Below are 20,781 nucleotides of genomic sequence, written 5' to 3' on the forward strand. Positions count from 1 at the left end.
TGAAAAGGAGCACTGTGGGACTTCCCGCCAACACGATGGACATCCTCAAGGCGGCCGCCAAGGCCGCAGGGGACAAGCTCGCCACCGACATCCGGGCCTACGACGTCCACGAGACCGTGGGCCTGGCCGACGCCTACTTCGTCGCCACCGGCGAGACCGAGCGTCAGGTCAACGCCATCGTGGAAGCGGTGGAGGACGAGCTGCGCGAGCAGTTCGAGCTCAAGCCCGTTCGCCGCGAGGGCCGCGCCCAGGGCCGCTGGGTTCTCGTGGACTTCGGCGATGTCGTGGTCAACGTCCAGCACGGAGAGGACAGGGCGTTTTACGCGCTCGATCGCCTCTGGTCTGACTCGCCTCAGGTTGACCTCGGCCTGCCGGATGAGGACTCCGCCCCGGCGCACCCTGGCACGCACGCGGCCGGTGCCGCGGCTGGGTTCTTTGAGGATTCTGAGGGCGACGACGCGGCTGGCGCCGAGGACACCACCGCGGGCTCTTCCGCGGACGCTGACGCCGCCCGTCAGGCCTAGCCCAGATGCCGCACCCCAAGCCCCGCACGCTCGTGGTCATGCGCCACGGGCAGACCGAGTGGAACGCCGAACGGCGCTTCCAGGGCCGCACGGACATCCCGCTCAACGAGACGGGCGAGTCCCAGGCGGCCCAGGCTGCGCCCATCGTGGCGCAGTGGGCTCCGAGCCGCATTGTCGCCTCGCCGCTCTCACGGGCGCTCGTCACAGCGCAGGCCGTGGGCCGCGAACTCGGTCTGGACGTCTCGACGCACGAGGGCCTCATGGAGACCTTCCTCGGTGGCTGGGAGGGCCGCGAGGCGGACGAGATCGCCGCGGCCGAGCCCGAGCTGCTGTCCCAGTGGCGGTCCGGGGACATGCACGTCGCCGCTGGCGGCACGGGGGAGACCCGGGTGGATGTCGCGCGTCGCGCCACGGCCGCCGTGGACGGGATCCTCGCCGACGCCGAGCCCGGGTCGACGACGCTCGTGGTCATGCACGGCGGGGCGGCCGCGGCGCTCATCCACGCGCTGCTGCGCCTGCCAGAAGAGGCCTTTGTCACATTCGAGGGTCTCGGCAACTGCTCGTGGTCCGTGCTGCGCGAGGACTTCGCGGGCGTGGACCGGGGGGAGGTCCAGCGGGAAGGCGCCGTGGGTGCCGGAGACCCGGCTGAGTCCGGAGAATCCGCGGAATCTGGGGCCGCCAGCGCCAACGCGTGGCGCCTCCGGCAGCACAACGTGTGGACGCCGGGCCTCGTCTGAGACGGTCTGTCTGTGGTGCAGATCGGCGGTCTCGACACGACGAGGCCGCCGATTTTGCATTCCCGCTGAGGCCGTAGTACGATGGATGAGTTGCCACGGGGTGAAGCCCGGAGGGAATGAAAACAAAATATGGGGGTATGGCGCAGTTGGTAGCGCGTCTGCATGGCATGCAGAAGGTCAGGGGTTCGAATCCCCTTACCTCCACAAAGACAAAGAAACCCTGTCCCGCTTGATGCGGGGCAGGGTTTCTTGCTGTTCGACGTGGGGCTGGTCGCGGTGAGGCCGCTAGTCCACACGGAGGTTGTGGGCCACGAGGCGGCCCGCCCAGTCGCACACGCAGGAGATCCCCGCGTGGTGCAGGGTCTGGATAGACTGGTTCTCGAGCCGGCCGGGACCCCAGTCTGTCCTGCGCTGATGAAGGCTCACCATCGACAAGCAAGGAGCGCACCATGGCACCAGAACTGATCCAAGCCAATATTGACGGGCAGGACACGACGGTGACCACGGGCCAGACGGCGGCGGACGTGTTCGCGGACCGCAAGGACGTCGTCGTTGCGCGCATCAACGGTGACCTCAAGGACCTCTCGACGGTCCTCGCGGAGGGCGACGACGTCCAGGCCGTCACGATCGACTCCCCGGAGGGCCTCGACGTCCTCCGCCACTCCGCCGCGCACGTCATGGCGCAGGCCGTTCAGCAGCTGCGCCCGGACGCGAAGCTCGGGATCGGCCCGTACATCAAGGACGGCTTCTACTTCGACTTCGACGTGGAGGAGCCCTTCACGCCCGAGGACCTCAAGGCCCTCGAGAAGATGATGCTCAAGATCGTCAACCAGAACCAGCGCTTCGAGCGCCAGGTCGTCACGCCGGACGAGGCGCGGGAGGCCATGGCAGACGAGCCGTACAAGCTCGAGCTGATCGAGCTTGCCGGCGGCCCGGGTTCGGGCGCCGACGCCGCCGATGGCGCGTCCGTTGAGGTGGGCGCGGGCGAGATGACGCTCTACAACAACGTGGATCGCAAGAGCGGGGACGTCGTCTGGCGGGACCTCTGCCGCGGCCCCCACGTGCCGGCCACGAAGCTCATCTCCAACGCGTTCGCCCTGACGCGCTCGGCCGCGGCCTACTGGCGCGGCAACGAGAACAACAAGCAGCTGCAGCGCATCTACGGCACGGCGTGGCCCACGAAGGAGGCCCTCAAGGCCTACCAGGAGCGCCTCGCCGAGGCCGAGCGGCGCGACCACCGCAAGCTCGGCGTCGAGCTCGACCTCTTCTCCTTCCCGGACGAGCTGGGCTCCGGCCTGCCCGTCTTCCACCCGAAGGGCGGCGTCATCAAGCGGGAGATGGAGGACTACGTCCGCCGCCGCCACATCGAGGAGGGCTTCGAGTACGTCGGCACGCCGCACATCTCGAAGGACGGCCTCTTCCACACGTCGGGCCACCTCCCGTACTACGCGGACACGATGTTCCCGGCCCTGAAGGTCGATGAGGAGTACGACGACGAGGGCAACGTCACCAAGCCGGGCCAGGAGTACCGGCTCAAGGCGATGAACTGCCCCATGCACAACCTCATCTTCCGCTCCCGCGGGCGCTCGTACCGCGAGCTGCCGCTGCGCCTCTTCGAGTTCGGTCACGTCTACCGGTACGAGAAGTCGGGCGTGGTCCACGGCCTGACGCGCGTGCGCGGGTTCGCCCAGGATGACTCGCACTCCTACGTGACGAAGGAGCAGGCGCCGGCGGAGGTCAAGCACCTGCTGAACTTCGTCCTCAGCCTGCTGCGGGACTTCGGCCTGGACGACTTCTACCTGGAGCTGTCCACGCGGGACCCCGAGTCGGACAAGTTCATCGGCTCGGACGAGCAGTGGGAAGAGGCCACGGCCGTCCTCGAGAACGTGGCGCGCGAGTCCGGTCTTGAGCTCGTCCCGGATCCGGGCGGTGCCGCGTACTACGGCCCGAAGATGTCGGTCCAGGCTCGCGACGCGATCGGCCGCACGTGGCAGATGTCCACGATCCAGTACGACTTCAACCAGCCCGCCCGCTTCGGCCTCGAGTACCAGGCCGCTGACGGAACGCGGCAGGAGCCGGTGATGATCCACTCGGCGAAGTTCGGCTCGATCGAGCGCTTCCTCGGTGTCCTCACGGAGCACTACGCCGGCGCGTTCCCCGCGTGGCTCGCCCCGGAGCAGGTCCGGCTCGTCCCCGTGGCGGAGGCGTTCAACGACTACGTGTGGGACGTCGCGGGCAAGCTCAAGGCCCGCGGCGTGCGCGTCGTCGTCGACGACTCGTCTGACCGGTTCCCGAAGAAGATCCGCAACGCCAGCAAGGACAAGGTTCCCTTCACGCTCATCGCGGGCGGCGAGGACGCCGAGGCCGGCGCTGTCTCCTTCCGGTTCCGCGACGGAAGCACGGACAACGGAATCGCCGTGGACGAGGCCGTTGATCGGATCGTCGGCGTGATCGAGCGCCGCGAGAACGTCTAGAGCGCCAGGCCCGGGCCCCGCTTCCGAGAGGGACGGGGCCCGGGCCGCACCCGGCCGCGCGAAGGTCGCGGCACCGCATACTTTCTGACACACACGGGGGAGCCGCATGGACCACGAGAACGCCCAGGACACCGCACAGGTGACGGACGACTTCGAGCTGCCGGGCGTCCCCGACGCCTTCCAGCGCCTCTGGACCCCGCACCGCATGGCCTACGTCAAGGGCGGGCAGAAGGATCACAAGGAGGACGAGTGCCCGTTCTGCGCGGCGCCGCCCCGGTCGGACGAGGAGAGCCTCATTGTGGCGCGCGGGGAGCACTGCTACGTCCTCCTCAACCTCTTCCCGTACAACCCGGGGCACCTGCTCGTGTGCCCGTACCGGCACATCCCCATGTACTCGGACCTGACCGACGCGGAGCTCGACGAGTTCTCCCGCCTCACCCAGGCCGGGATGCGCGCGCTGAAGGACGCCTCGGGCTGCCAGGGGTTCAACATCGGCATGAATCAGGGCGCCGTGGGCGGCGCGGGCGTCGCGGCGCACTTGCACCAGCACATCGTGCCGCGGTGGGGCGGGGACTCGAACTTCCTGCCGATCATCGCCGGCACGAAGGCGCTGCCGCAGCTGCTCGGGGAGGTCCGCGAGCGCGTGGCCGCCGCGTGGCCTGCCTCAGGGGCGGGAACCCCGGCTGAGCACGGCACAAAGCCAGGACAGGGCACGCAGGCCGAGGGCCACGGCGCGCCGGGCGCCGACGAGCCCGAGGATCTCAAGCGCTCCGAGACCGGGGCCCGCGAGGAGTAGCGCGGATGAGCGGGACGCGGACTGCGGCGCACGTCGTCATCGGCGCGGGGGTGATCGGGCTGGCGACAGCCTGGGAGCTCGCGAGCCGGGGCGAGGACGTCCTGGTCCTTGACCCCACGCCGGGCCGGGGCGCGAGCTGGGCGGCGGCGGGCATGATCGCCCCCGTCTCCGAGCAGGTCCCGGGGGAAGAGGCCCTCGCCGCGTTCACGCGAGCCTCCGCTGCGATGCACACGGACTTCCTGGCGCGTCTCGTGGTGCCTGGGGAGGATGCTGACGTCGACCTCGGCCGGACCGGCACCCTTGTCGTCGCCGTGGACCAGGCGGACGTCCGCGAGCTCGCCCTGACCGAGCGCCTCCTCGCCGCCGAGCCAGGGCGTGCCGAGCAGCGCCTCACCGTGCGCGAGGCCCGCCGCCTCGAGCCCGCGCTCTCGCCCCGGATCGGGGCCGCCCTCCGCGTGGAGACGGACCAGTGGCTGGACCCCCGGCGCCTCGCGTCTCGCCTCATGGCCGCCCTCGAGTCGCGGCGCCCCGGCTCTGTCGTCCGGGAGCGCGCGCTCTCCGTCGTTGCGGCCTCCGGCGGAGGGGGCGACGACGCAGGCTGGCGCATTGAGACCACCGCCGGCGAGGTCTCCGCGCAGCGCACGGTCATCGTGGCCGCCGCCCTGGGCACGTCCGTGCTTCGGACCCCCGCCGCGCCGCACACCCCGCTCCACGCCGAGCGCGGCGACGTCCTGAGGATCCGGCCCCTGGACCGCGAGGACGTCCCGGGGCGGGTCATTCGCGCGTTCGTCCGCGGCCGCCAGACGTACATCGTCCCGCGCGCGGACGGCACGGTGGTCATCGGCGCCACCGTCCGCACGGACGACGTTTCCGGCACGCACGTCGGCGCCACCCTGGACCTGCTCAACGACGCCGTCGAGGTCGTTCCCGCGCTGCGCGAGTCCACACTCGAGGACATCACCACCCGGGACCGGCCCGCCACGCGGGACCACCTCCCTGTGCTGGGCGTCGCCCAGAGCCCGGCCGGGGACGCGATGCCGGGTCTCGTGTGGGCCACCGGGTTCGACCGCCACGGCGTCCTCCTGGCTCCCTGGGCCGCCCGGTCGGTCGCAGACCACGTCCTTGCCGGCCAGCCCTTCCCACAGCCCGTCAACCCGTACAGGAGTGCGTCATGACCCACGGCACCGTCGTCGTCACCGTCAATGGAGAGGCCACCGACGTCCCGGAGCCCGCCACCGTCTCCACCCTTGTCTCCCGGCACACCGGGCGGGAGATCACGGCCGAGGGGCTGGCGCTGGACGGCAGCCGCCTGGGCCTGGCCGTGGCCGTCGGTGAGGAGGTCGTGCCGCGGTCCGCGTGGGCGACGACGCGCCTGGCGGCGGGCGACGCCGTCGAGATCGTCACCGCAGTTCAGGGAGGCTAGCCATGAGTGAGGCAGCGGGCATTGGAACGTGGGAGGTCGCGGGGGAGACCCTCGACTCCCGGCTCATCGTTGGCACCGGCGGGGCCCGGTCCTTCGGCGCCCTCGAGGAGGCGCTGCGCGTGTCGGGGACGGCGCTGACCACGGTGGCGCTGCGCAGGCACGCGCCCGGCGAGGAGTCTTTGTACGGGATGCTGACGCGGCTCGGCGTGCGCATCCTCCCCAACACGGCGGGGTGCTTCACGGCGCGGGAGGCCGTCAAGACAGCGGAGCTCGGGCGGGAGGCGCTTGAGACGGACTGGGTCAAGCTCGAGGTCATCGCCGACGAGCGGACGCTCCTGCCCGAGGCGGTCGAGCTCGTCGACGCGGCGGAGCAGCTCGTGGCCCGCGGCTTCAAGGTGTTCGCCTACACGAACGACGACCCGGCCCTGGCCCAGCGCCTCGAGGGCCTGGGGTGCGCGGCCGTCATGCCCGCGGGCGCGCCCATCGGCACCGGTCTGGGCGTGCTGAACCCGCACAACATCGAGCTCATCGCCTCCCGGGCCAGCGTGCCCATCGTCCTGGACGCGGGCATCGGCACGGCCTCCCATGCCGCGCTCGCCATGGAGCTGGGGTGCGACGCCGTCCTCGTGGCGTCCGCCGTGACCCGCGCCGAGAACCCGGCCGCGATGGCCCGAGCCATGCGGCACGCCGTCGAGGCGGGGGCGTGGGCCGCGCGCGCCGGACGCATCCCGGAGCGCCGACACAGCGCGTTGGCGTCCTCGCCGATGGACGGCAGGGCGGACCTGTGACCGGCTCCTGCTCCGCGGCCGGGCCCGGCCCCGCGCCCCGCAGCAGCCGCCACAGCCGCCAGGTCATCCTGCCCGGGATCGGGGAGGAGGGGCAGGCGGCGCTCGGCCGCGCGCGCGTCCTCGTCATCGGGGCAGGCGGGCTCGGCGCCCCCGTCATCGCCTACCTCGCGGCGGCCGGGGTGGGCCACATCGGGATCGTGGACACCGATGTCGTGGATGAGTCCAACCTCCAGCGGCAGATCATCCACCGCACCCAGGACGTTGGCGCGGCCAAGACGGACTCCGCCGCCCGCTTCGTCACGGACCTCGATCCAGCTGTGGACGTCTCCCGCATCCGCGCGTACGTCGACGACTCGACGGCCCTGGGGATCGCCCGCGGCTACGACCTCATCGTGGACGGCGCCGACAACTTCGAGACCCGCTACGCCGCAGCCGACGCCGCCGCGCGCCTCGGCATCCCGCACGTCTGGGGCGCGATTCTCCGCTTCGAGGGCCACGTCTGCGCCTTCCACGAGCCGGACGGGCCAGGGTACCGGGACCTATTTCCCGAGACGCCCAGCGGCGAGGATCAGCCCAACTGCGCCACGGCGGGCGTCCTCGGCGCGCTCTGCGGCGTCATCGGCGCCACCATGGCCGTGGACGCCCTCAAGCTCCTGACGGGCGCGGGGGAGACCCCCGTGGGCTCCTTCCGGACGTATGACGCCCTCTCCGGGGCGTGGCGGTCCCTGCGCATCTGCCGGGATCCGGACCGCGCGCCCCTGCCTCCCGCAGCGGACGACGACGCGGCTGCGCCACCGCAGTCCCCGCCGGCCACCGCGGCGCTGCTCGACGTCACGGCCGACGACCTCCGGGCGGAGCTTGCGTCCGGGCGGCCGCCCGTCGTCGTCGACCTCAGAGAGGAAGCGGAACTGGCAGCCGGAAGCATTCCGGGCGCGCTCCACATTCCCCTTGAGGCCTTCCTCGCGGACCCGGCGCAGGCCGGGACGGAGGACGTGGTGCTGTACTGCGCGTCAGGGGTGCGGAGCCGCCGGGCGCTCAGTGCGCTCGCCTCGTTGGAAGGGGCGCGCAGGGTGCGTCACGTGCGGGGCGGATTCGCCGCCTGGGCCTAGACTGGAGGACATTGATGCTGTGACGTACGGCATCGGAAGTACGGACCGAAAGAGGACTACGTGACCCACGCTCCTGACCAGAACTCGAAGGCCACCGCCGGCACCACCCCGGCAATCGGAACGGACCGCGTCAAGCGGGGCATGGCCGACATGCTCAAGGGCGGCGTCATCATGGACGTCGTCAATGTCGAGCAGGCCAAGATCGCCGAAGACGCCGGTGCCGTGGCCGTCATGGCCCTCGAGCGCGTTCCCGCGGACATCCGTGCTCAGGGCGGCGTGTCCCGGATGAGCGACCCGGACATGATCGACGCGATCATCGACGCCGTCTCCATCCCCGTCATGGCGAAGGCGCGTATTGGCCACTTCGTCGAGGCGCAGGTCCTCCAGTCGCTCGGCGTTGACTACATCGACGAGTCCGAGGTCCTCACCCCGGCCGACTACGCCAACCACATCGACAAGCAGGCGTTCGACGTCCCGTTCGTGTGCGGCGCAACGAACCTTGGCGAGGCGCTCCGTCGCATCAACGAGGGCGCGGCCATGATCCGCTCCAAGGGCGAGGCCGGCACGGGCGACGTCTCCAACGCGACGACGCACATGCGCAAGATCCGCGCCGAGATCTCCGCGCTCACCGCGATGGCCGAGGACGAGCTGTACGTCGCGGCCAAGGAGCTTCAGGCGCCGTACGAGCTCGTGCGGGAGGTCGCCCAGACCGGCAAGCTCCCCGTGGTGCTCTTCACCGCAGGCGGCATTGCGACGCCGGCTGACGCCGCGATGATGATGCAGCTCGGCGCCGATGGCGTCTTCGTTGGCTCCGGCATCTTCAAGTCCGGCAACCCGGAGAAGCGTGCCAAGGCCGTGGTCAAGGCCACGACGATGTTCGACGACCCGGCCGCCGTGGCTGAGGCGTCCCGCGGCCTCGGCGAGGCGATGGTGGGCATCAACGTCGACGAGATCCCGCAGCCGCACCGCCTGGCTGAGCGCGGCTGGTAGGACCGCGGTGGCGCTCCTGAGCGGGCGCTGATTCTAGGAAGGCTGTTGCGCTCGTGAGTGGGCGCGGCGAATCGGGAGGCTCCCCGGGTTTCGGCCCGGGAAGCCTCCGCGCTTCCTACGAGCGTGTTCGCCAGAGCCGTTTCCACCACGTGCCGTCCTGCGACGACTCGGGCGGCGGCGGTGCGATGTCTCGACGCAGGTCCAAGACGACCTTCGCGATGTGCTCGATGTTTCCGGAGGAGAGCGCGAGGCGGTGTCGGTACCGCACATGGCGGTAGAAGGCCCACGCCGAGATCAGAGCTACCACTCCCGACTGCGCTAGGGCGGTCCACAATTCTTCGCTGCTTGTAGGGGATGGGGAGACGGTAGCCGCCGAACAGAGAACAATCAAGAATGACGCGGAAGTGAGCAGCGTAATGTCGGAGGTGGAAATAAGCGGGCGCCGTCGGAGGATTCGATCCACATAAGTGCGCTCGTCTCGGTTGAGAAATCCGTGTGCGAGGAGGAAGTGCGCTGCCAAAAGGAGCGGTGCAATGATCGCAATCGCAGCAGCGTGGCTGCGGTCTGTTTTGCCAACGCTGAATACCGCGGGCAGCAGGACCATGATGGCATACAGGGTCGTCAGCAAGACGATCGACCGCAGGACGAAGACACTTCGGCGTGTGGGTGTGTCCCTATGCGGAAGTAGTGACTTCAGTGATTCTCGTGTTTTCTGGTCTAGGTCGTCTTCGTCGCTGGCAGCCCTGTCGAGGCCGAGGGCTTCGTTGATGCGCCTGAACAGTCTGCCGTCGTTCGCGCTCGCAACGCCTGCCACATATAGGTGAAAGTGCGTGAAGTAGCCTGCGGTGACGCACAGGGAGATGGCGAGAGCGGTGGCCAAGGGAAAGAACGGGCTGGTCGGACGGGCGGGGAGGAATCCGAAACCCACGCACGCGGACACGATGAATAGATGTCCCGGATGGTTTCCCCACCAGTAACGGTTCGAATCCTCAAGTCTGTCGGCCGCGGATTCGCTGGCGTAATCGGTGGATTTCTGAGAAATATGCCACCAGACGGCGAAGGCGCCAATGCTCAACGCAATGTAGAAGCTGACCACTGCCGCTGTTTGATCGTCCGGACCTACGCCAGGATGGGTGGAGTTGGTTGAGTCGACGATGCCCAAATCGCCAGTAACACTGGTGGTGTTGGTCATCAGGGTTCTGAACGAATGGGCCAACCAGTAGAATAATCCAGCGAGAATCAGGGACTGAGCAATGTGCGACCGACGGCTTTGTGGAGGTCTATTCAATGCTGCATTCCATCGACGCTTCGGTTGATTTATGCTGATGACGAGACCTCTATTTCTGAATCGATATTGCCGTGATCGCCTATATGAGGCGTTCGATCATGGAGCCTGTGTATCCGGTCGCATGATATCTCGGGTCACGGGTCATTGTCCCTCCGCCCGTTGGATAGGATGCGGGGATGATGAGGACCCAGCGGCTGCGCTTGCGGCCGGTTGAGGAGCACGACGTCGATGCCGTCTGGGCAGTCCACTCAGACCCGCGGACGTATGAGCATAGGCCAGACCTCGTGATGACTTCGCGCGCGGAGGCAGACGCCCTCTGCGAGGCATGGCGGCTTCATTGGGAGAAGGATGGGGTCGGCTATTGCCTCGTGACCGATCACGATGATCAGCCTCTCGGCTTCTGTGGAGTGCGCTTTGTCGAGCTTGGTAGCGAGGCAGTGCTGAACCTGTACTACCGGTTTGCCCCCTCGGCCCAGGGGCGGGGTTTCGCGTTTGAGGCCGCGCAAGCCGTCCTGGAATGGGCACGTGATCGCCACCCCTCCGTGCCTATCGTGGCCATGATTGATCCGAAGAATGAGCCCTCCGCTCGCCTGGCGCTCAAGCTCGGTTTCCGGCTTGGGGGTGCCTGTGGCGACGGCGGCGGGCACGTCGAATACCGACTCAACAAGATCGCCCGCTCTTCAGCGCGGTCAATGGATCCCCACCTGTAGTGTTCGAGTACACCAGACATTTCCCCCATGTACTCAGAGAATGGAACGCCATGGAGATCAACCTGCTTGAGACGCTGTTCATTCTGTTGTGGGTCGGTGGGGTCGTCCTCGCTGGGTTCACGGCGGGCATTCGGCGGACGCCGCTGAGCTACATGGTCCTCCTTGGGGCGGTCTGCGTCCCGGCGGTCGGGACAGTGTGCGCTGCCGCCTACGCAGTCCGCATCTTCACGACCAAGACCTTTGGACAAGACGCCCTCCGGTAGACGGACGGTAAGCCGGGGGCTCTCATCCTTGCGTGAGGGCCGGCGGGGCGGAGAATCAGTCCGCGGTTGAACGACGCCATGTTCAAACGAACCACGTCGGCATTGCCGGGATTTTTCCGCGAAAGCTCGCCGCGTTCTTGACGTAGTTTGTTCAATGACGACGCAGTTTGACAGGCCGAGGCTCGCATACGCCGGCGCCCCAGCCCCGAACCCGGGACTGGGGCGCCGCGGTGCTGAGTGCTCGCGCTAGCGGTCGTCGTCGACCACGAGCCCCCGGCGGGTGAGCAGGGGAGCGATCTCCGGGTCCCGTCCGAGGAGGTCCCGGAAGGACTGGGCCGGGTCCTGCCGGTTGCCCGTGCTGAGGAGGGCGGTGCGGAAAGCGTCGCCGTTCTCGCGCGTGAGGCCGCCGCGCTCCTCGAACCAGGCGACGGTCTCGGCGTCCATCATCTCGGAGAAGATGTAGGAGTAGTAGCCCGCCGCGTAGCCGCCGCCGAAGATGTGCTTGAACGTGCCGGTGCGGTAGCGCGGACCGACGGGCAGGCCCTCGAACCCATACTTGGCGAGGACGGACCGCTCGAACTCAAGCGCCTGCTCGGCCGTCTCGATGGGCTCGTCCGAAGAGGTCCGCGTGTGCCACGCCATGTCGAGAAGCGCGGCCCCGAGGTACTCGGACGTGCTGAACCCCTCGCCCCAGACAGCGGAGCGGCGGATGGCCTCGATGGTCTCGGCGGAGAGCGGCTCGCCCGTCTTGTGGTGCACCGCGTAGTGCTCCACCACACCGGGGGCGAACATCCACATCTCGTTGACCTGGGACGGGTACTCGACGAAGTCCCGTGGCACGTTGGTGCCCGCGTTGGAGACGTAGCCCGTGTCCGTGAGAAGGGAGTGAAGCGCGTGCCCGAACTCGTGGAAGAGCGTGCGCACGTTGTCAATGCTGAGCAGCGCGGGCTCGCCGGGCTGCGGCTCCTGGATGTTCAGGGTGTTCATGACCACGGGGCGGGCGCCGGTCATGCCGTTCGCGGGGACGAGGTCATGCATCCACGCGCCGCCCTGCTTGGTGGAGCGCGCGAAGAAGTCGCCGAGGAACATGCCGAGGCGGCTGCCGTCCGCGTCCGTCACCTCCCACACGCGCACGTCCGGCCGGTACGTGGGCACGTCGGTCAGCTCGCGGAAGCTGATCCCGTAGAGGCCGGACGCGGCCCGGAACACGCCCTCGTTGAGGACGCGGTCCAGCTCGAAGTACGGGCGGAGCGCGTCCTCGTCCACGCTGTAGCGCTCCTTGGCCACCAGTGCCTGGAGGTAGGGCACGTCGGAGGCCTCGATGTCCTCGCGGGCCATCCCGCTGACCTCGGCCATGACGTCGAGCTCGCGCTCGAAGCTCGCGAGCGCGGCGGGGATGAGGCGCTCGAGCATCCCGAGGGCCGTGTTCACGTCTCCCGCGACGCTCGTGCGCAGGGACAGGTCCGCGTACCGGGGGAACCCGAACAGCTCGGCCTTCTTGACTCGCAGGGCGGCGATCTTCGCGGCCGTGGTCAGGTTCTCCGGGGTGTCCGCGCTGCCGGTGTCCCGGACGGGGCCACGGCCGCGGTTGATCGAGTTGGCGTAGTACGTCCGGCGCGCCTGGCGGTCCGTCATGGATGAGAGCGACGACGGGGCCGCGAACAAGTCCTGCGTGAGCCGCCAGTGGCCGGGGAGCCCGGCCTCGGCGGCGTTCGCCGCGGCCCGCGCCACCGCCTCCTCGGAGAGGCCCGCCAGGTCCTCCTCCCGGTCCGTGACAAAGGCCGCGGCCTCGGCGCCCTTGAGCAGCGCGGTGCTGTGCTCGCTCATGAGGGAGGCGATCTCCGCGTCGATGCGGGCCACCTCTTCCTTGACGTCTGCCGCGAGGAACGCGCCCTGCGCCTCGAACGCCTTGGTCCACTCGGAGACCAGGTGGGCCTGCTCGGGGGAGAGGCCCTCGGTGCTCAGGCCCGAGAGGCGCGCTGCCAGCCGCTCGTCCTCCGCCATGGCCGCGGAGTGCTCCGCGAGCTTCGGGGCCCACCGGGCGGAGAGGTCGAGAATCTCGTCCGTGCCGCACGATCCCTCGAATGTTCCGAGTGCCGCGTACGCGAGCGCAGCCACCGCGTAGGCCTCCTCGAGCGGGACGATCGTGTTCTGGAACGTGGCCGACTCGGGGTTCTCGGCGATGGCCGCCCACGCGGCGCGCTGGTGAGCGGTGGCCTCGGCCAGCAGCTCGTCCAGGCTCTCCGGGGTCAGCTCGGAATAGTCCGGGACACCGCCAGGGAGAGCGCTGGAATTCAGAATGTGATGTTTCATACTTCCTGAGGTTAGCCCTCCGGCGCCTGTCCCACGAGTCCGACGCGTGCAAGACTGAGACACAGACCACCTTCGGAAGGACCCGCACGTGCCACGCTCAGCCACCGTTCACCGCGCTGTCACCGCCGCCACCCTGGGCCTTGCGCTGGCCCTCGCCGGGTGCGCCTCGGACGGCCCAGGGGGCACCGCGCCCTCCGGCGGGGGAGAGACGGGCGGCCCGTCGTCGTCGCCTTCCGCAGCGCCCCGCATCACCGAGTCCGCGGCGGGCAAGGACGCCTGCGGTGAGGGCGAGTGCTTCTCCCTCTCCGTGAGCGGGGACTTCCTCCTCCACGAAGGCCTCTGGAGGCAGGCCGAGGCGGACGCGCGGACCACAGGAGGCGGACAGGACGGCCTCGACTTCGGGCCCCTCATCGCCGCCCAGAAGCCCTACCTGGCCCAGGCAGACCTGTCCATGTGCCAGATGGAGACGCCCCTCGCCGACGCAAAGGGCCCCTACAGCGCCTACCCGTCCTTCAACGTCCCGCCGCAGATCCTCCCCGCCGCCAAGGCCGCAGGCTACGACGCCTGCACCATGGCGAGCAACCACACCATCGACCAAGGCGTCCCCGGCGTCGAGCGGACCCGGAAGGCGCTTGCGGCCGCGAAGCTCGGCAGCACGGGCGGGAACCTGACGGAAGCCGAATCGAAGAAGCCGGCCATCTTCACCTCGTCCAACGGCGTCAAGGTGGCCGTCGTGACGGGGACCTACGGGCTCAACGGGATCGAGCCGGACGTGCCGTGGCGGGTCGACACGCTGGATGCCCCGACGATGATCGCCAAGGCCAAGGCCGCCCGGGCCGCCGGCGCGGACATCGTCCTGGCCAACATGCACGCCGGCGAGGAGTACGCCTCCGTGCCCAACGAGGAGCAGACGACCACCGCCCATGCGCTCGTCGACTCGGGCCAGTTCGACCTGATCTACGGCGAGCACACGCACTCGGTCCTGCCCATCGAGAAGTACAAGGGCACGTGGATCGTCTACGGCCTGGGCAACAACCTCACCGAGCTCTCCCCGTGGTACCCCGTCAACAACGAGGGCCTCATGGTCAACGCGGTCTTCGGCAAGAAGGGGGAGAAGTGGACCGTGACGACGCTGCGCTGGGCGCCGAGCCTCATCGTCAAGGACCCGTACCGGTGGTGCCCCGTCGGCACCGTGAACCCGGCTCCAACATGCGCGCCGGCCGCGGCCGCGGCGGAGTCCCGGGCGCGCACAACGGAGACGGTGAACTCGATGGGCGCTGACAAGGACGGCGCCGTCGAGTGGAAGATCGCGCCGTAGCGGGCGCGGTGCCGCCCCGCCGGGACAGCCCGCCCCGCCGGGACAGGTCGCTCTAGCGCGGCCGCTTCTCGGCCGAACGCCGAGCCCGCTCCTCGAGCGAGTCGTCGAGCGCTCCGGGGACGAACTCGCCGTGGCGGCGCTCCGCCGCGGTGCGCAGCAGGCAGTCGGCGAGGGCCGGGTTCTTTGGCAGAAGGGACCCATGGAGGTACGTGCCCAGGACGTTCGCGTGCCGGGCGCCCTCCGTCTCGTCCTCGCCGTTGTTTCCCGCACCGACGACGACGCGGCCGAGGGGCTCGGCGCCGCTGCCGAGGACGGTCTTCCCCGAGTGGTTCTCGTACCCGACGATCCGGCCGAACTCGTCCGACTCGGTGACGACGTTGCCGATGAGTCGCTCGTCGGTGCCCTTTGTGGTCAGGTCGAGGATGCCGAGCCCGGGGAGGACGCGGCCGGACAGGGTCTCGAACTCATGACCGAAGAGCTGGTACATCCCGCAGATGACGAGCATGGGGGAGCCGTCTGCGGCGAGGCCGGTCAAACGGTCGGCGATGCGGGCGAGGTCATCGATGATCTTGAACTGCCCGGAGTCCTGGCCCCCGCCGCCCACAATCACGTCTGCGTCCTCGGGGAACGCGTCCCCGACGTTGTAGTCCACGATCTCGGGGGAGTAGCCGTGCCAGGCCGCGCGGCGCGCAAGCGTCAGGGTGTTGCCCCAGTCCCCGTAGATGTTCATGTCATCCGGGTAGAGCTGGACGATCCGCAGCGCGCCCTTGGACGGTCCCTCGGGGGTGAAGATGGGGTGGCTCACGAGAAGTCCTCGACGGTCGTGTGGCGGGCCAGTGCGCGGCGGAGGGCGAGCATGGCGGTGTACGTGGAGAAAATGCGCTTCGGCCGGTCCGGGTGCTCCTTGAGGAGGGCCTCGAGCGAGGCGGCCAGGTCCTCGTCCACCTCGCCGACAGGCACGTCGTCGTACTTCAGACGCAGGGCCATGTCTGCCGCCCGCACGCCCGAGACGCGGTCGACGCCCCCGGAGCGGAGGATGTCGAAGTCGACGTCCCACAGCCAGGACATGTCGCGGCCGTCGGCGTAGTCGTCGTTGACGGCGATCATCGTGGCCGCGTCCGAGCTGACGAAGGACTGCAAACCCAGGCGGAACCCGGCAGGGTTCTTGACGAGGACGAGCTCAAGCGGCTGCCCGTTCACCACGAAGGACTCGCCGCGGCCGAAGGCGGGCGTGACGTTCTCAAGGGCCTGCACCAGTGCGGCCTCGTCTGCCGCGTCGCCGAGAATCCGGCGCACGAGCGCGAGGGCCGCAGCCGCGTTGTAGACGTTGTAGACGCCCTTGAGCGACATGGTCGCGGGGACGCGGCGCCCGCCGATGTCGAACTCGGCCTTCTCGCCCTCGAGGCTCGCGAGGAGAACGTCGGCGGTCAGGGCGTCCGCGGGGGTCGCCGAGTCCGCGGCGGCCGCGCGGCGCAGGTCGTCGTCGGCCGGGAACATCCGGCGCAGCTGAGGCGCGAGGCCGAAGTACGCGACGTCCGCGTGGGCCGCCCCGCCCTCGGCGATGCGGGCCACGCGCGGGTCCTCGCGATTGAGGACGACCGTACCCGTGGTCCGGGAGGCGATGGTGTCGAGGAAACGGGCGGTCGTGTCGATCTCGCCGAATCGGTCAAGCTGATCCCGCAGGACATTGAGGAGGAGGGCGTACGTCGGCTGGAACTGGCGGACGAAGTGCACCGCGTGGGCCTCGTCCAGCTCCAGGACCGCGATGTCTGCGTCGAGGCGGCCCGTGACGCTCGCCTCGGCGACGAGGGACGCCACCACGCCGCGCGTGAAATTCGAGCCGGAGCGGTTCGTGAACACCTTGAGGCCCTGGGACGCGAGGAGCTCCACCACCATTTTCGTCGTGGTGGTCTTGCCGTTGGTTCCGGAGACGACGACGACGCCTTGCGGCATCCTCGAGAGCATGGCTGCGAGGAACCCCGGGTCAAACCGCTCGACGACGAGGCCCGGGAGGGCCGATCCTGAGCCCCGGAGGCGGGATGCGGCGCGGACGGCTTTGCCGACGAGAATGCTCACGGGGATCATGGACTCGATACTAGTTCATGACATGCGCGGCAGGCCTCGCGCTGGGGCCGCGACAAAAGGGGCAGACATGCAGCACTCGGGAGCACCGCTGGTCGGAGTGCTCGCCGTTCAGGGGGACGTGCGCGAGCACGAGCAGTTCCTCCAGGACGTGGGAGCGCGAACGCGGCGAATTCGGACCCCTCGGGACCTGGAGGGGATCGAGGGGCTCGTCCTGCCCGGCGGGGAGTCGACGGCCATGGCCAAGCTGTGCCGCGTCCTCGGCATCATGGACCCCATCCGGGAGCTCATCCGGGAGGGCCTGCCCGTCTACGGCTCGTGCGCGGGCCTCATCCTCCTCGCGGACCGCATCAAGGACCCGGCGCTCGACGCCGCCGGGTGCCCGCAAGAGACGTTCGGCGGGCTTGACGTGACGGTCGTCCGCAACGCGTTCGGCCGCCAGCGCGAGAGCTTCGAGGTGGACCTGGAGTTCGCCGGGCTCGAGCCGGACCCCGTCCATGCGGTCTTCATCCGGGCGCCGCAGGTGCTCGAGGCGGGCCCGGGCGTCGAGGTCCTTGCGCGCGTGGGCGGGCTGGGACGGGCCGCCGGTAGAATCGTTGGAGTTCGCTCGGGGAACCTGCTCGCAACGAGCTTCCATCCGGAGGTCACGCAGGAGCGCCGGATCCACGAGCTGTTTATGCACATGATCGCGAAGAGATAGGCAGACGTATGTCCGGACACTCCAAATGGGCTACCACGAAGCACAAGAAGGCCGCGATCGACGCCAAGCGCGCCAAGGCGTTCGCCAAGCTCATCAAGAACATTGAGGTCGCGGCCCGCGCTGGCGGCGCCGACCTCTCCGGCAACCCCGCCCTTGAGCTTGCCGTCCAGAAGGCGAAGAAGACGTCGGTGCCCAACGACAACATCGACCGCGCCATCAAGCGCGGTGCCGGCCTGACCGGCGAGGTCGTCGACTACAGCGAGATCATCTACGAAGCACGCGGACCGCAGGGCTCCGCGCTCCTGATCGAGTGCCTCACGGACAACAAGAACCGGGCCGCCTCCGAGGTGCGCGTCGCCATCACCCGCAACGGCGGCACCGTGGCGGACCCGGGCTCTGTCGCGTACCTCTTCGCCCGCAAGGGCCTCGTGCGCCTGCCGAAGAACGGCCTGACGGAAGACGACGTCCTCATGGCCGTCCTCGACGGCGGCGCCGAAGAGGTCAAAGACGACGGCGAGTCGTTCGAGGTCATCAGCGAGCCCGGCGACCTCCGCGCCGTCGTGGCGGGCCTCGAAGAGGCCGGGATCGAGTACGAGACCGACGAGGTCGAGTTCGTTCCCTCCATGCATGTTCAGCTCGACGCGGACGGCGCGCGCAAGTTCCTCAAGCTCGCGGATGCCATCGAAGAGCTCGACGACGTCCAGAACGTCTACTCCAACGCCGACATCTCGGCCGAGGTCATGACGGAGCTGGAGAACGACTAGCCCATGGCCCAGCTTCCAGGCCGCGCCCCCGCCCAGCCGGGGGCGCGGCCTCTGCGCATCCTCGGCGTCGACCCGGGTCTCACCCGCTGCGGCATCGGCGTCGTCGACATGCACGCGAACCGCACGGCGGAGCTCGTGGATGTGGGCGTGGTGGGCACCGCCGCGGAGCAGCCGCTGGATCAGCGGCTCCTGACGATCGCGCTGGCCATCGACGAGTGGCTCGACAAGCACTCGCCGGACATGCTCGCCTTGGAGCGCGTGTTCAGCCACAACAACGTCAGCACGGTCATGGGCACGGCCCAGGCCTCCGGCGTGGTCATCGTGGCCGCCGCCCGGCGTGGCGTCCCCGTGGCGCTGCACACGCCCACAGAGGTCAAGGCGGCGGTGACCGGGGACGGGCAGGCCGGCAAGGAGGCGGTGACGCAGATGGTTGTCCGCATTCTGCGGCTGAGCAGCCCTCCCAGGCCCGCGGACGCGGCGGACGCGCTCGCCCTGTGCATTGCGGCCGGGTGGCGGCGCTCGGTGGGGGCCGCCGAGGGCGCGCGTGTCGTTGGCCGGGCGCGCACAGAGCTCGCACCGAGGCCCTCGGGTGCGCTGACTCCTGCGCAGAAGGCGTGGGCGGAGGCCGCCAAGCGGGGATCGCGCAAGCCCGGGACTTTTCGCTAGTATGTTCTAATCAGCGAGGTGTCCGCTCGGGGCGCCATTGGCACAGACAAAGGGGCGTCACCACACCATGATCTCCATTCTCCGGGGCGAGGTCGTCTCCGTGCGGCTGGACCGGGCCGTCGTGCTCGTCGGCGGGATCGGCTTCGAGGTCATGGCGCCAGCGCCCACGCTCGCGTCGCTGCGCACGGGCAGCCAGGCGCAGCTGTACACGTCCATGGTGGTCCGGGAGGACTCGATGACCCTCTACGGGTTCACCGAGGCCGAGGCGCGGGAGGCGTTCGAGGTCATCACGAGCATCTCCGGCGTGGGCCCCAAGCTGGGGCTCGCGGTGATGTCCGTCCTGGAGCCGGCCGCCCTGCGGGAAGCCATCGCCACGGAGAACAAGGCAGCCCTCCAGTCCGTGCCGGGCATCGGACCCAAGTCCGCCGCCCGCATGCTGCTCGAGCTCAAGGACCGTTTTGGCCCGGCGGCGGTCGCCGCCGGCGGATCAGGCGCGGGACCCGCTGGTGTCGGGCCCCAGGTCCAGGCTGCCCTGCTCTCCCTCGGATGGAGCGAGAAAGACGCGGAGTCTGCCTGGTCCGGCCTCGTCGCAGAGGACCCTGATGCCGCCGCCTCGGAGAACGTGTCCGTGGCGCTCAAGGCCGCCCTGGCGCGCCTGGCGAGGAAGCGCTAGTGGCGGACCGCGACATCGTCCAGCCCACGGCGGACCCGGAGGAGAGGGCCCTCGAGGGCGCCCTGCGGCCCAAGACCCTCGGGGACTTCGTGGGGCAGGAGCGCGTCCGGGAACAGCTTGGCCTCGTGCTCAAGGCGGCCCAGATTCGCGAGCGGACCGCGGACCACGTGCTGCTCTCCGGCCCGCCCGGGCTCGGCAAGACAACCCTGGCCATGATCGTGGCCCAGGAGATGGGCGCGCCGCTGCGCATCACGAGCGGCCCGGCCATCCAGCATTCCGGAGACCTCGCGGCCATTCTCTCCTCTCTCGTCCCGGGGGAGATCCTCTTCCTCGACGAGATTCACCGCATGTCCCGGCCTGCTGAGGAAATGCTCTACATGGCCATGGAGGACTTCCGTGTGGACGTCATCGTGGGCAAGGGCGCCGGGGCCACGTCCATTCCACTGGAGCTCCCGCCGTTCACGCTGGTCGGGGCCACGACCCGCGCGGGCCTGCTCCCCGGTCCGCTGCGGGATCGGTTCGGTTTCACGGGCCAGCTGGAGTTCTATTCGGAGGCTGAGCTCGAGCTGGTCCTGCGCCGCTCGGCCCTGCTCATTGACCTGGCCGTCTCGGGCCAGGGGTTCTCGGAGATCGCCCGGCGCTCCAGGGGGACGCCCCGCATCGCCAACCGCCTCTTGCGCCGTGTGAGGGACTGGGCCCTGGTGCACGGCGTGACCAACATCGAACAGTCCCACGCGGCCACAGCACTGACGATGTACGAGGTGGACGAACGCGGGTTGGACCGCCTGGACCGCAGCGTCCTCCTCGCGCTGATCGACAAGTTCGGGGGCGGGCCCGTCGGCCTGTCCACCCTCGCCATCGCTGTGGGAGAGGAGACGGAGACCGTGGAGACGGTCGCCGAGCCCTACCTCGTCCGCGAAGGGCTGCTCGGGCGCACACCCCGCGGTCGCGTGGCCACCCCAGCGGCCTACGCCCACGTGGGCCGGCCGCTTCCCGAGGGCCACTGGTCCTCCACAGGGGGTCTCTAGCCGGTCCGGTGTGATCCCCGTCGTGTACGCTCGAACCAGTACACATCAGGCGTTCTCGGCGAGGCGTGCGGGGAGTTTGAGGCCGTATCGGCCCCCTCGCAACCGCCGGGGCGCCCTCGTTTTCGAGAGGCGCCC

The 20,781-nt window shown here is 69.4% G+C and carries 21 protein-coding genes and 1 tRNA gene; 18 read left to right on the forward strand and 4 right to left on the reverse strand.

Features of this window, described 5'->3' with window-relative positions; all coding sequences use genetic code 11:
- The first annotated feature begins 14 nt into the window (after positions 1 to 14).
- From rsfS to pdxS, 10 genes are all read left to right on the forward strand, one after another.
- Positions 15 to 524 carry a ribosome silencing factor gene (rsfS, locus tag J2S35_RS09605; RefSeq protein WP_309852773.1) on the forward strand — a complete coding sequence of 170 codons (510 nt, stop codon included), beginning with the start codon at positions 15 to 17 and terminating at the stop codon, positions 522 to 524.
- Positions 525 to 529: 5 nt separating this feature from the next.
- On the forward strand, positions 530 to 1,261 hold the full coding sequence (locus J2S35_RS09610) for a histidine phosphatase family protein (protein ID WP_309852776.1): 732 nt from the start codon (positions 530 to 532) through the stop codon (positions 1,259 to 1,261).
- 131 nt (positions 1,262 to 1,392) lie between these two features.
- A tRNA-Ala gene (locus J2S35_RS09615) sits at positions 1,393 to 1,465 on the forward strand.
- Positions 1,466 to 1,710: 245 nt separating this feature from the next.
- A complete protein-coding gene (gene thrS, locus J2S35_RS09620) occupies positions 1,711 to 3,735 on the forward strand; it encodes a threonine--tRNA ligase (protein ID WP_309852778.1) in 2,025 nt (674 codons plus the stop codon).
- A gap of 106 nt (positions 3,736 to 3,841) precedes the next feature.
- The gene (locus J2S35_RS09625) at positions 3,842 to 4,531 is read left to right on the forward strand and encodes an HIT family protein (RefSeq protein ID WP_309852780.1); all 690 of its coding nucleotides are present in this window, start codon (positions 3,842 to 3,844) and stop codon (positions 4,529 to 4,531) included.
- Positions 4,532 to 4,536: 5 nt separating this feature from the next.
- Positions 4,537 to 5,706 carry an FAD-dependent oxidoreductase gene (locus tag J2S35_RS09630; RefSeq protein ID WP_309852783.1) on the forward strand — a complete coding sequence of 390 codons (1,170 nt, stop codon included), beginning with the start codon at positions 4,537 to 4,539 and terminating at the stop codon, positions 5,704 to 5,706.
- A complete protein-coding gene (gene thiS, locus J2S35_RS09635; protein ID WP_309852787.1) occupies positions 5,703 to 5,954 on the forward strand; it encodes a sulfur carrier protein ThiS in 252 nt (83 codons plus the stop codon). Before J2S35_RS09630 ends, thiS begins: the two co-directional genes overlap by 4 nt.
- A gap of 2 nt (positions 5,955 to 5,956) precedes the next feature.
- On the forward strand, positions 5,957 to 6,742 hold the full coding sequence (locus J2S35_RS09640; protein ID WP_309852790.1) for a thiazole synthase: 786 nt from the start codon (positions 5,957 to 5,959) through the stop codon (positions 6,740 to 6,742).
- The gene (locus J2S35_RS09645) at positions 6,739 to 7,851 is read left to right on the forward strand and encodes a ThiF family adenylyltransferase (RefSeq protein ID WP_309852793.1); all 1,113 of its coding nucleotides are present in this window, start codon (positions 6,739 to 6,741) and stop codon (positions 7,849 to 7,851) included. Before J2S35_RS09640 ends, J2S35_RS09645 begins: the two co-directional genes overlap by 4 nt.
- A gap of 60 nt (positions 7,852 to 7,911) precedes the next feature.
- The gene (pdxS, locus tag J2S35_RS09650) at positions 7,912 to 8,841 is read left to right on the forward strand and encodes a pyridoxal 5'-phosphate synthase lyase subunit PdxS (RefSeq protein ID WP_309852796.1); all 930 of its coding nucleotides are present in this window, start codon (positions 7,912 to 7,914) and stop codon (positions 8,839 to 8,841) included.
- A 115-nt stretch (positions 8,842 to 8,956) separates the two neighbouring features.
- On the opposite strand, the gene J2S35_RS09655 is transcribed toward pdxS, so the two are convergent.
- Entirely contained in the window at positions 8,957 to 10,033 is a 1,077-nt protein-coding gene (locus tag J2S35_RS09655) for a hypothetical protein (protein WP_309852799.1), read from the reverse strand.
- Positions 10,034 to 10,308: 275 nt separating this feature from the next.
- Here J2S35_RS09655 and J2S35_RS09660 point away from each other — a divergent pair, with 275 nt between their 5' ends.
- Together J2S35_RS09660 and J2S35_RS09665 are read left to right on the forward strand one after the other, a co-directional pair.
- Positions 10,309 to 10,839 (forward strand): GNAT family N-acetyltransferase, encoded by a 531-nt coding sequence (locus J2S35_RS09660; RefSeq protein ID WP_309853126.1) that lies wholly within the window; start codon positions 10,309 to 10,311, stop codon positions 10,837 to 10,839.
- A 50-nt stretch (positions 10,840 to 10,889) separates the two neighbouring features.
- Positions 10,890 to 11,102, forward strand: a complete 213-nt coding sequence (locus J2S35_RS09665; RefSeq protein ID WP_309852802.1) for a hypothetical protein — start codon at positions 10,890 to 10,892, stop codon at positions 11,100 to 11,102.
- A 246-nt stretch (positions 11,103 to 11,348) separates the two neighbouring features.
- Here the strand turns inward: J2S35_RS09665 and J2S35_RS09670 are convergent, their stop codons facing one another.
- Positions 11,349 to 13,415, reverse strand: coding sequence for a M3 family metallopeptidase (locus J2S35_RS09670; RefSeq protein WP_309852804.1), 2,067 nt, complete (start codon positions 13,413 to 13,415; stop codon positions 11,349 to 11,351).
- Positions 13,416 to 13,503: 88 nt separating this feature from the next.
- Between J2S35_RS09670 and J2S35_RS09675 the strand changes: the two genes are divergently transcribed.
- Positions 13,504 to 14,733, forward strand: coding sequence for a CapA family protein (locus J2S35_RS09675; protein ID WP_309852808.1), 1,230 nt, complete (start codon positions 13,504 to 13,506; stop codon positions 14,731 to 14,733).
- A gap of 52 nt (positions 14,734 to 14,785) precedes the next feature.
- Here J2S35_RS09675 and J2S35_RS09680 read toward each other — a convergent pair whose 3' ends face one another.
- Both J2S35_RS09680 and J2S35_RS09685 read right to left on the reverse strand, forming a co-directional pair.
- On the reverse strand, positions 14,786 to 15,538 hold the full coding sequence (locus tag J2S35_RS09680) for a type 1 glutamine amidotransferase (protein WP_309852811.1): 753 nt from the start codon (positions 15,536 to 15,538) through the stop codon (positions 14,786 to 14,788).
- Positions 15,535 to 16,818, reverse strand: a complete 1,284-nt coding sequence (locus J2S35_RS09685; protein WP_309852815.1) for a MurT ligase domain-containing protein — start codon at positions 16,816 to 16,818, stop codon at positions 15,535 to 15,537. The genes J2S35_RS09680 and J2S35_RS09685 overlap by 4 nt, the downstream gene beginning before the upstream one ends.
- Positions 16,819 to 16,885: 67 nt before the next feature.
- Between J2S35_RS09685 and pdxT the strand changes: the two genes are divergently transcribed.
- The 5 genes from pdxT to ruvB all read left to right on the forward strand — a co-directional run bounded on the left by pdxT (position 16,886) and on the right by ruvB (position 20,646).
- Complete coding sequence (gene pdxT / locus J2S35_RS09690; RefSeq protein WP_309852818.1) at positions 16,886 to 17,515, forward strand: pyridoxal 5'-phosphate synthase glutaminase subunit PdxT; 630 nt, start codon at positions 16,886 to 16,888, stop codon at positions 17,513 to 17,515.
- 8 nt (positions 17,516 to 17,523) lie between these two features.
- The gene (locus J2S35_RS09695; protein ID WP_309852822.1) at positions 17,524 to 18,279 is read left to right on the forward strand and encodes a YebC/PmpR family DNA-binding transcriptional regulator; all 756 of its coding nucleotides are present in this window, start codon (positions 17,524 to 17,526) and stop codon (positions 18,277 to 18,279) included.
- A gap of 3 nt (positions 18,280 to 18,282) precedes the next feature.
- Positions 18,283 to 18,945: a crossover junction endodeoxyribonuclease RuvC gene (ruvC, locus tag J2S35_RS09700; protein ID WP_309852825.1), complete on the forward strand. Its 663-nt coding sequence runs from the start codon at positions 18,283 to 18,285 to the stop codon at positions 18,943 to 18,945.
- Positions 18,946 to 19,012: 67 nt separating this feature from the next.
- Positions 19,013 to 19,618, forward strand: coding sequence for a Holliday junction branch migration protein RuvA (gene ruvA / locus J2S35_RS09705; protein WP_309852827.1), 606 nt, complete (start codon positions 19,013 to 19,015; stop codon positions 19,616 to 19,618).
- Positions 19,618 to 20,646: a Holliday junction branch migration DNA helicase RuvB gene (gene ruvB, locus J2S35_RS09710; RefSeq protein WP_309852830.1), complete on the forward strand. Its 1,029-nt coding sequence runs from the start codon at positions 19,618 to 19,620 to the stop codon at positions 20,644 to 20,646. The genes ruvA and ruvB overlap by 1 nt, the downstream gene beginning before the upstream one ends.
- Positions 20,647 to 20,781: the final 135 nt, after the last annotated feature.

This window comes from Falsarthrobacter nasiphocae (assembly GCF_031456275.1).
Taxonomy (GTDB): domain Bacteria; phylum Actinomycetota; class Actinomycetes; order Actinomycetales; family Micrococcaceae; genus Falsarthrobacter; species Falsarthrobacter nasiphocae.

Excerpts from the sequence above, each read along its gene's own strand:
- J2S35_RS09610 (WP_309852776.1), top strand. The coding sequence starts at position 530 with ATGCCGCACCCCAAGCCCCGCACGCTCGTGGTCATGCGCCACGGGCAG.
- thrS (WP_309852778.1), top strand. The coding sequence starts at position 1,711 with ATGGCACCAGAACTGATCCAAGCCAATATTGACGGGCAGGACACGACG.
- J2S35_RS09625 (WP_309852780.1), top strand. The coding sequence starts at position 3,842 with ATGGACCACGAGAACGCCCAGGACACCGCACAGGTGACGGACGACTTC.
- J2S35_RS09630 (WP_309852783.1), top strand. The coding sequence starts at position 4,537 with ATGAGCGGGACGCGGACTGCGGCGCACGTCGTCATCGGCGCGGGGGTG.
- thiS (WP_309852787.1), top strand. The coding sequence starts at position 5,703 with ATGACCCACGGCACCGTCGTCGTCACCGTCAATGGAGAGGCCACCGAC.
- J2S35_RS09640 (WP_309852790.1), top strand. The coding sequence starts at position 5,957 with ATGAGTGAGGCAGCGGGCATTGGAACGTGGGAGGTCGCGGGGGAGACC.
- J2S35_RS09655 (WP_309852799.1), bottom strand. The coding sequence starts at position 10,033 with ATGACCAACACCACCAGTGTTACTGGCGATTTGGGCATCGTCGACTCA.
- J2S35_RS09660 (WP_309853126.1), top strand. The coding sequence starts at position 10,309 with ATGAGGACCCAGCGGCTGCGCTTGCGGCCGGTTGAGGAGCACGACGTC.
- J2S35_RS09665 (WP_309852802.1), top strand. The coding sequence starts at position 10,890 with ATGGAGATCAACCTGCTTGAGACGCTGTTCATTCTGTTGTGGGTCGGT.
- J2S35_RS09670 (WP_309852804.1), bottom strand. The coding sequence starts at position 13,415 with ATGAAACATCACATTCTGAATTCCAGCGCTCTCCCTGGCGGTGTCCCG.
- J2S35_RS09685 (WP_309852815.1), bottom strand. The coding sequence starts at position 16,818 with ATGATCCCCGTGAGCATTCTCGTCGGCAAAGCCGTCCGCGCCGCATCC.
- pdxT (WP_309852818.1), top strand. The coding sequence starts at position 16,886 with ATGCAGCACTCGGGAGCACCGCTGGTCGGAGTGCTCGCCGTTCAGGGG.
- J2S35_RS09695 (WP_309852822.1), top strand. The coding sequence starts at position 17,524 with ATGTCCGGACACTCCAAATGGGCTACCACGAAGCACAAGAAGGCCGCG.
- ruvC (WP_309852825.1), top strand. The coding sequence starts at position 18,283 with ATGGCCCAGCTTCCAGGCCGCGCCCCCGCCCAGCCGGGGGCGCGGCCT.
- ruvA (WP_309852827.1), top strand. The coding sequence starts at position 19,013 with ATGATCTCCATTCTCCGGGGCGAGGTCGTCTCCGTGCGGCTGGACCGG.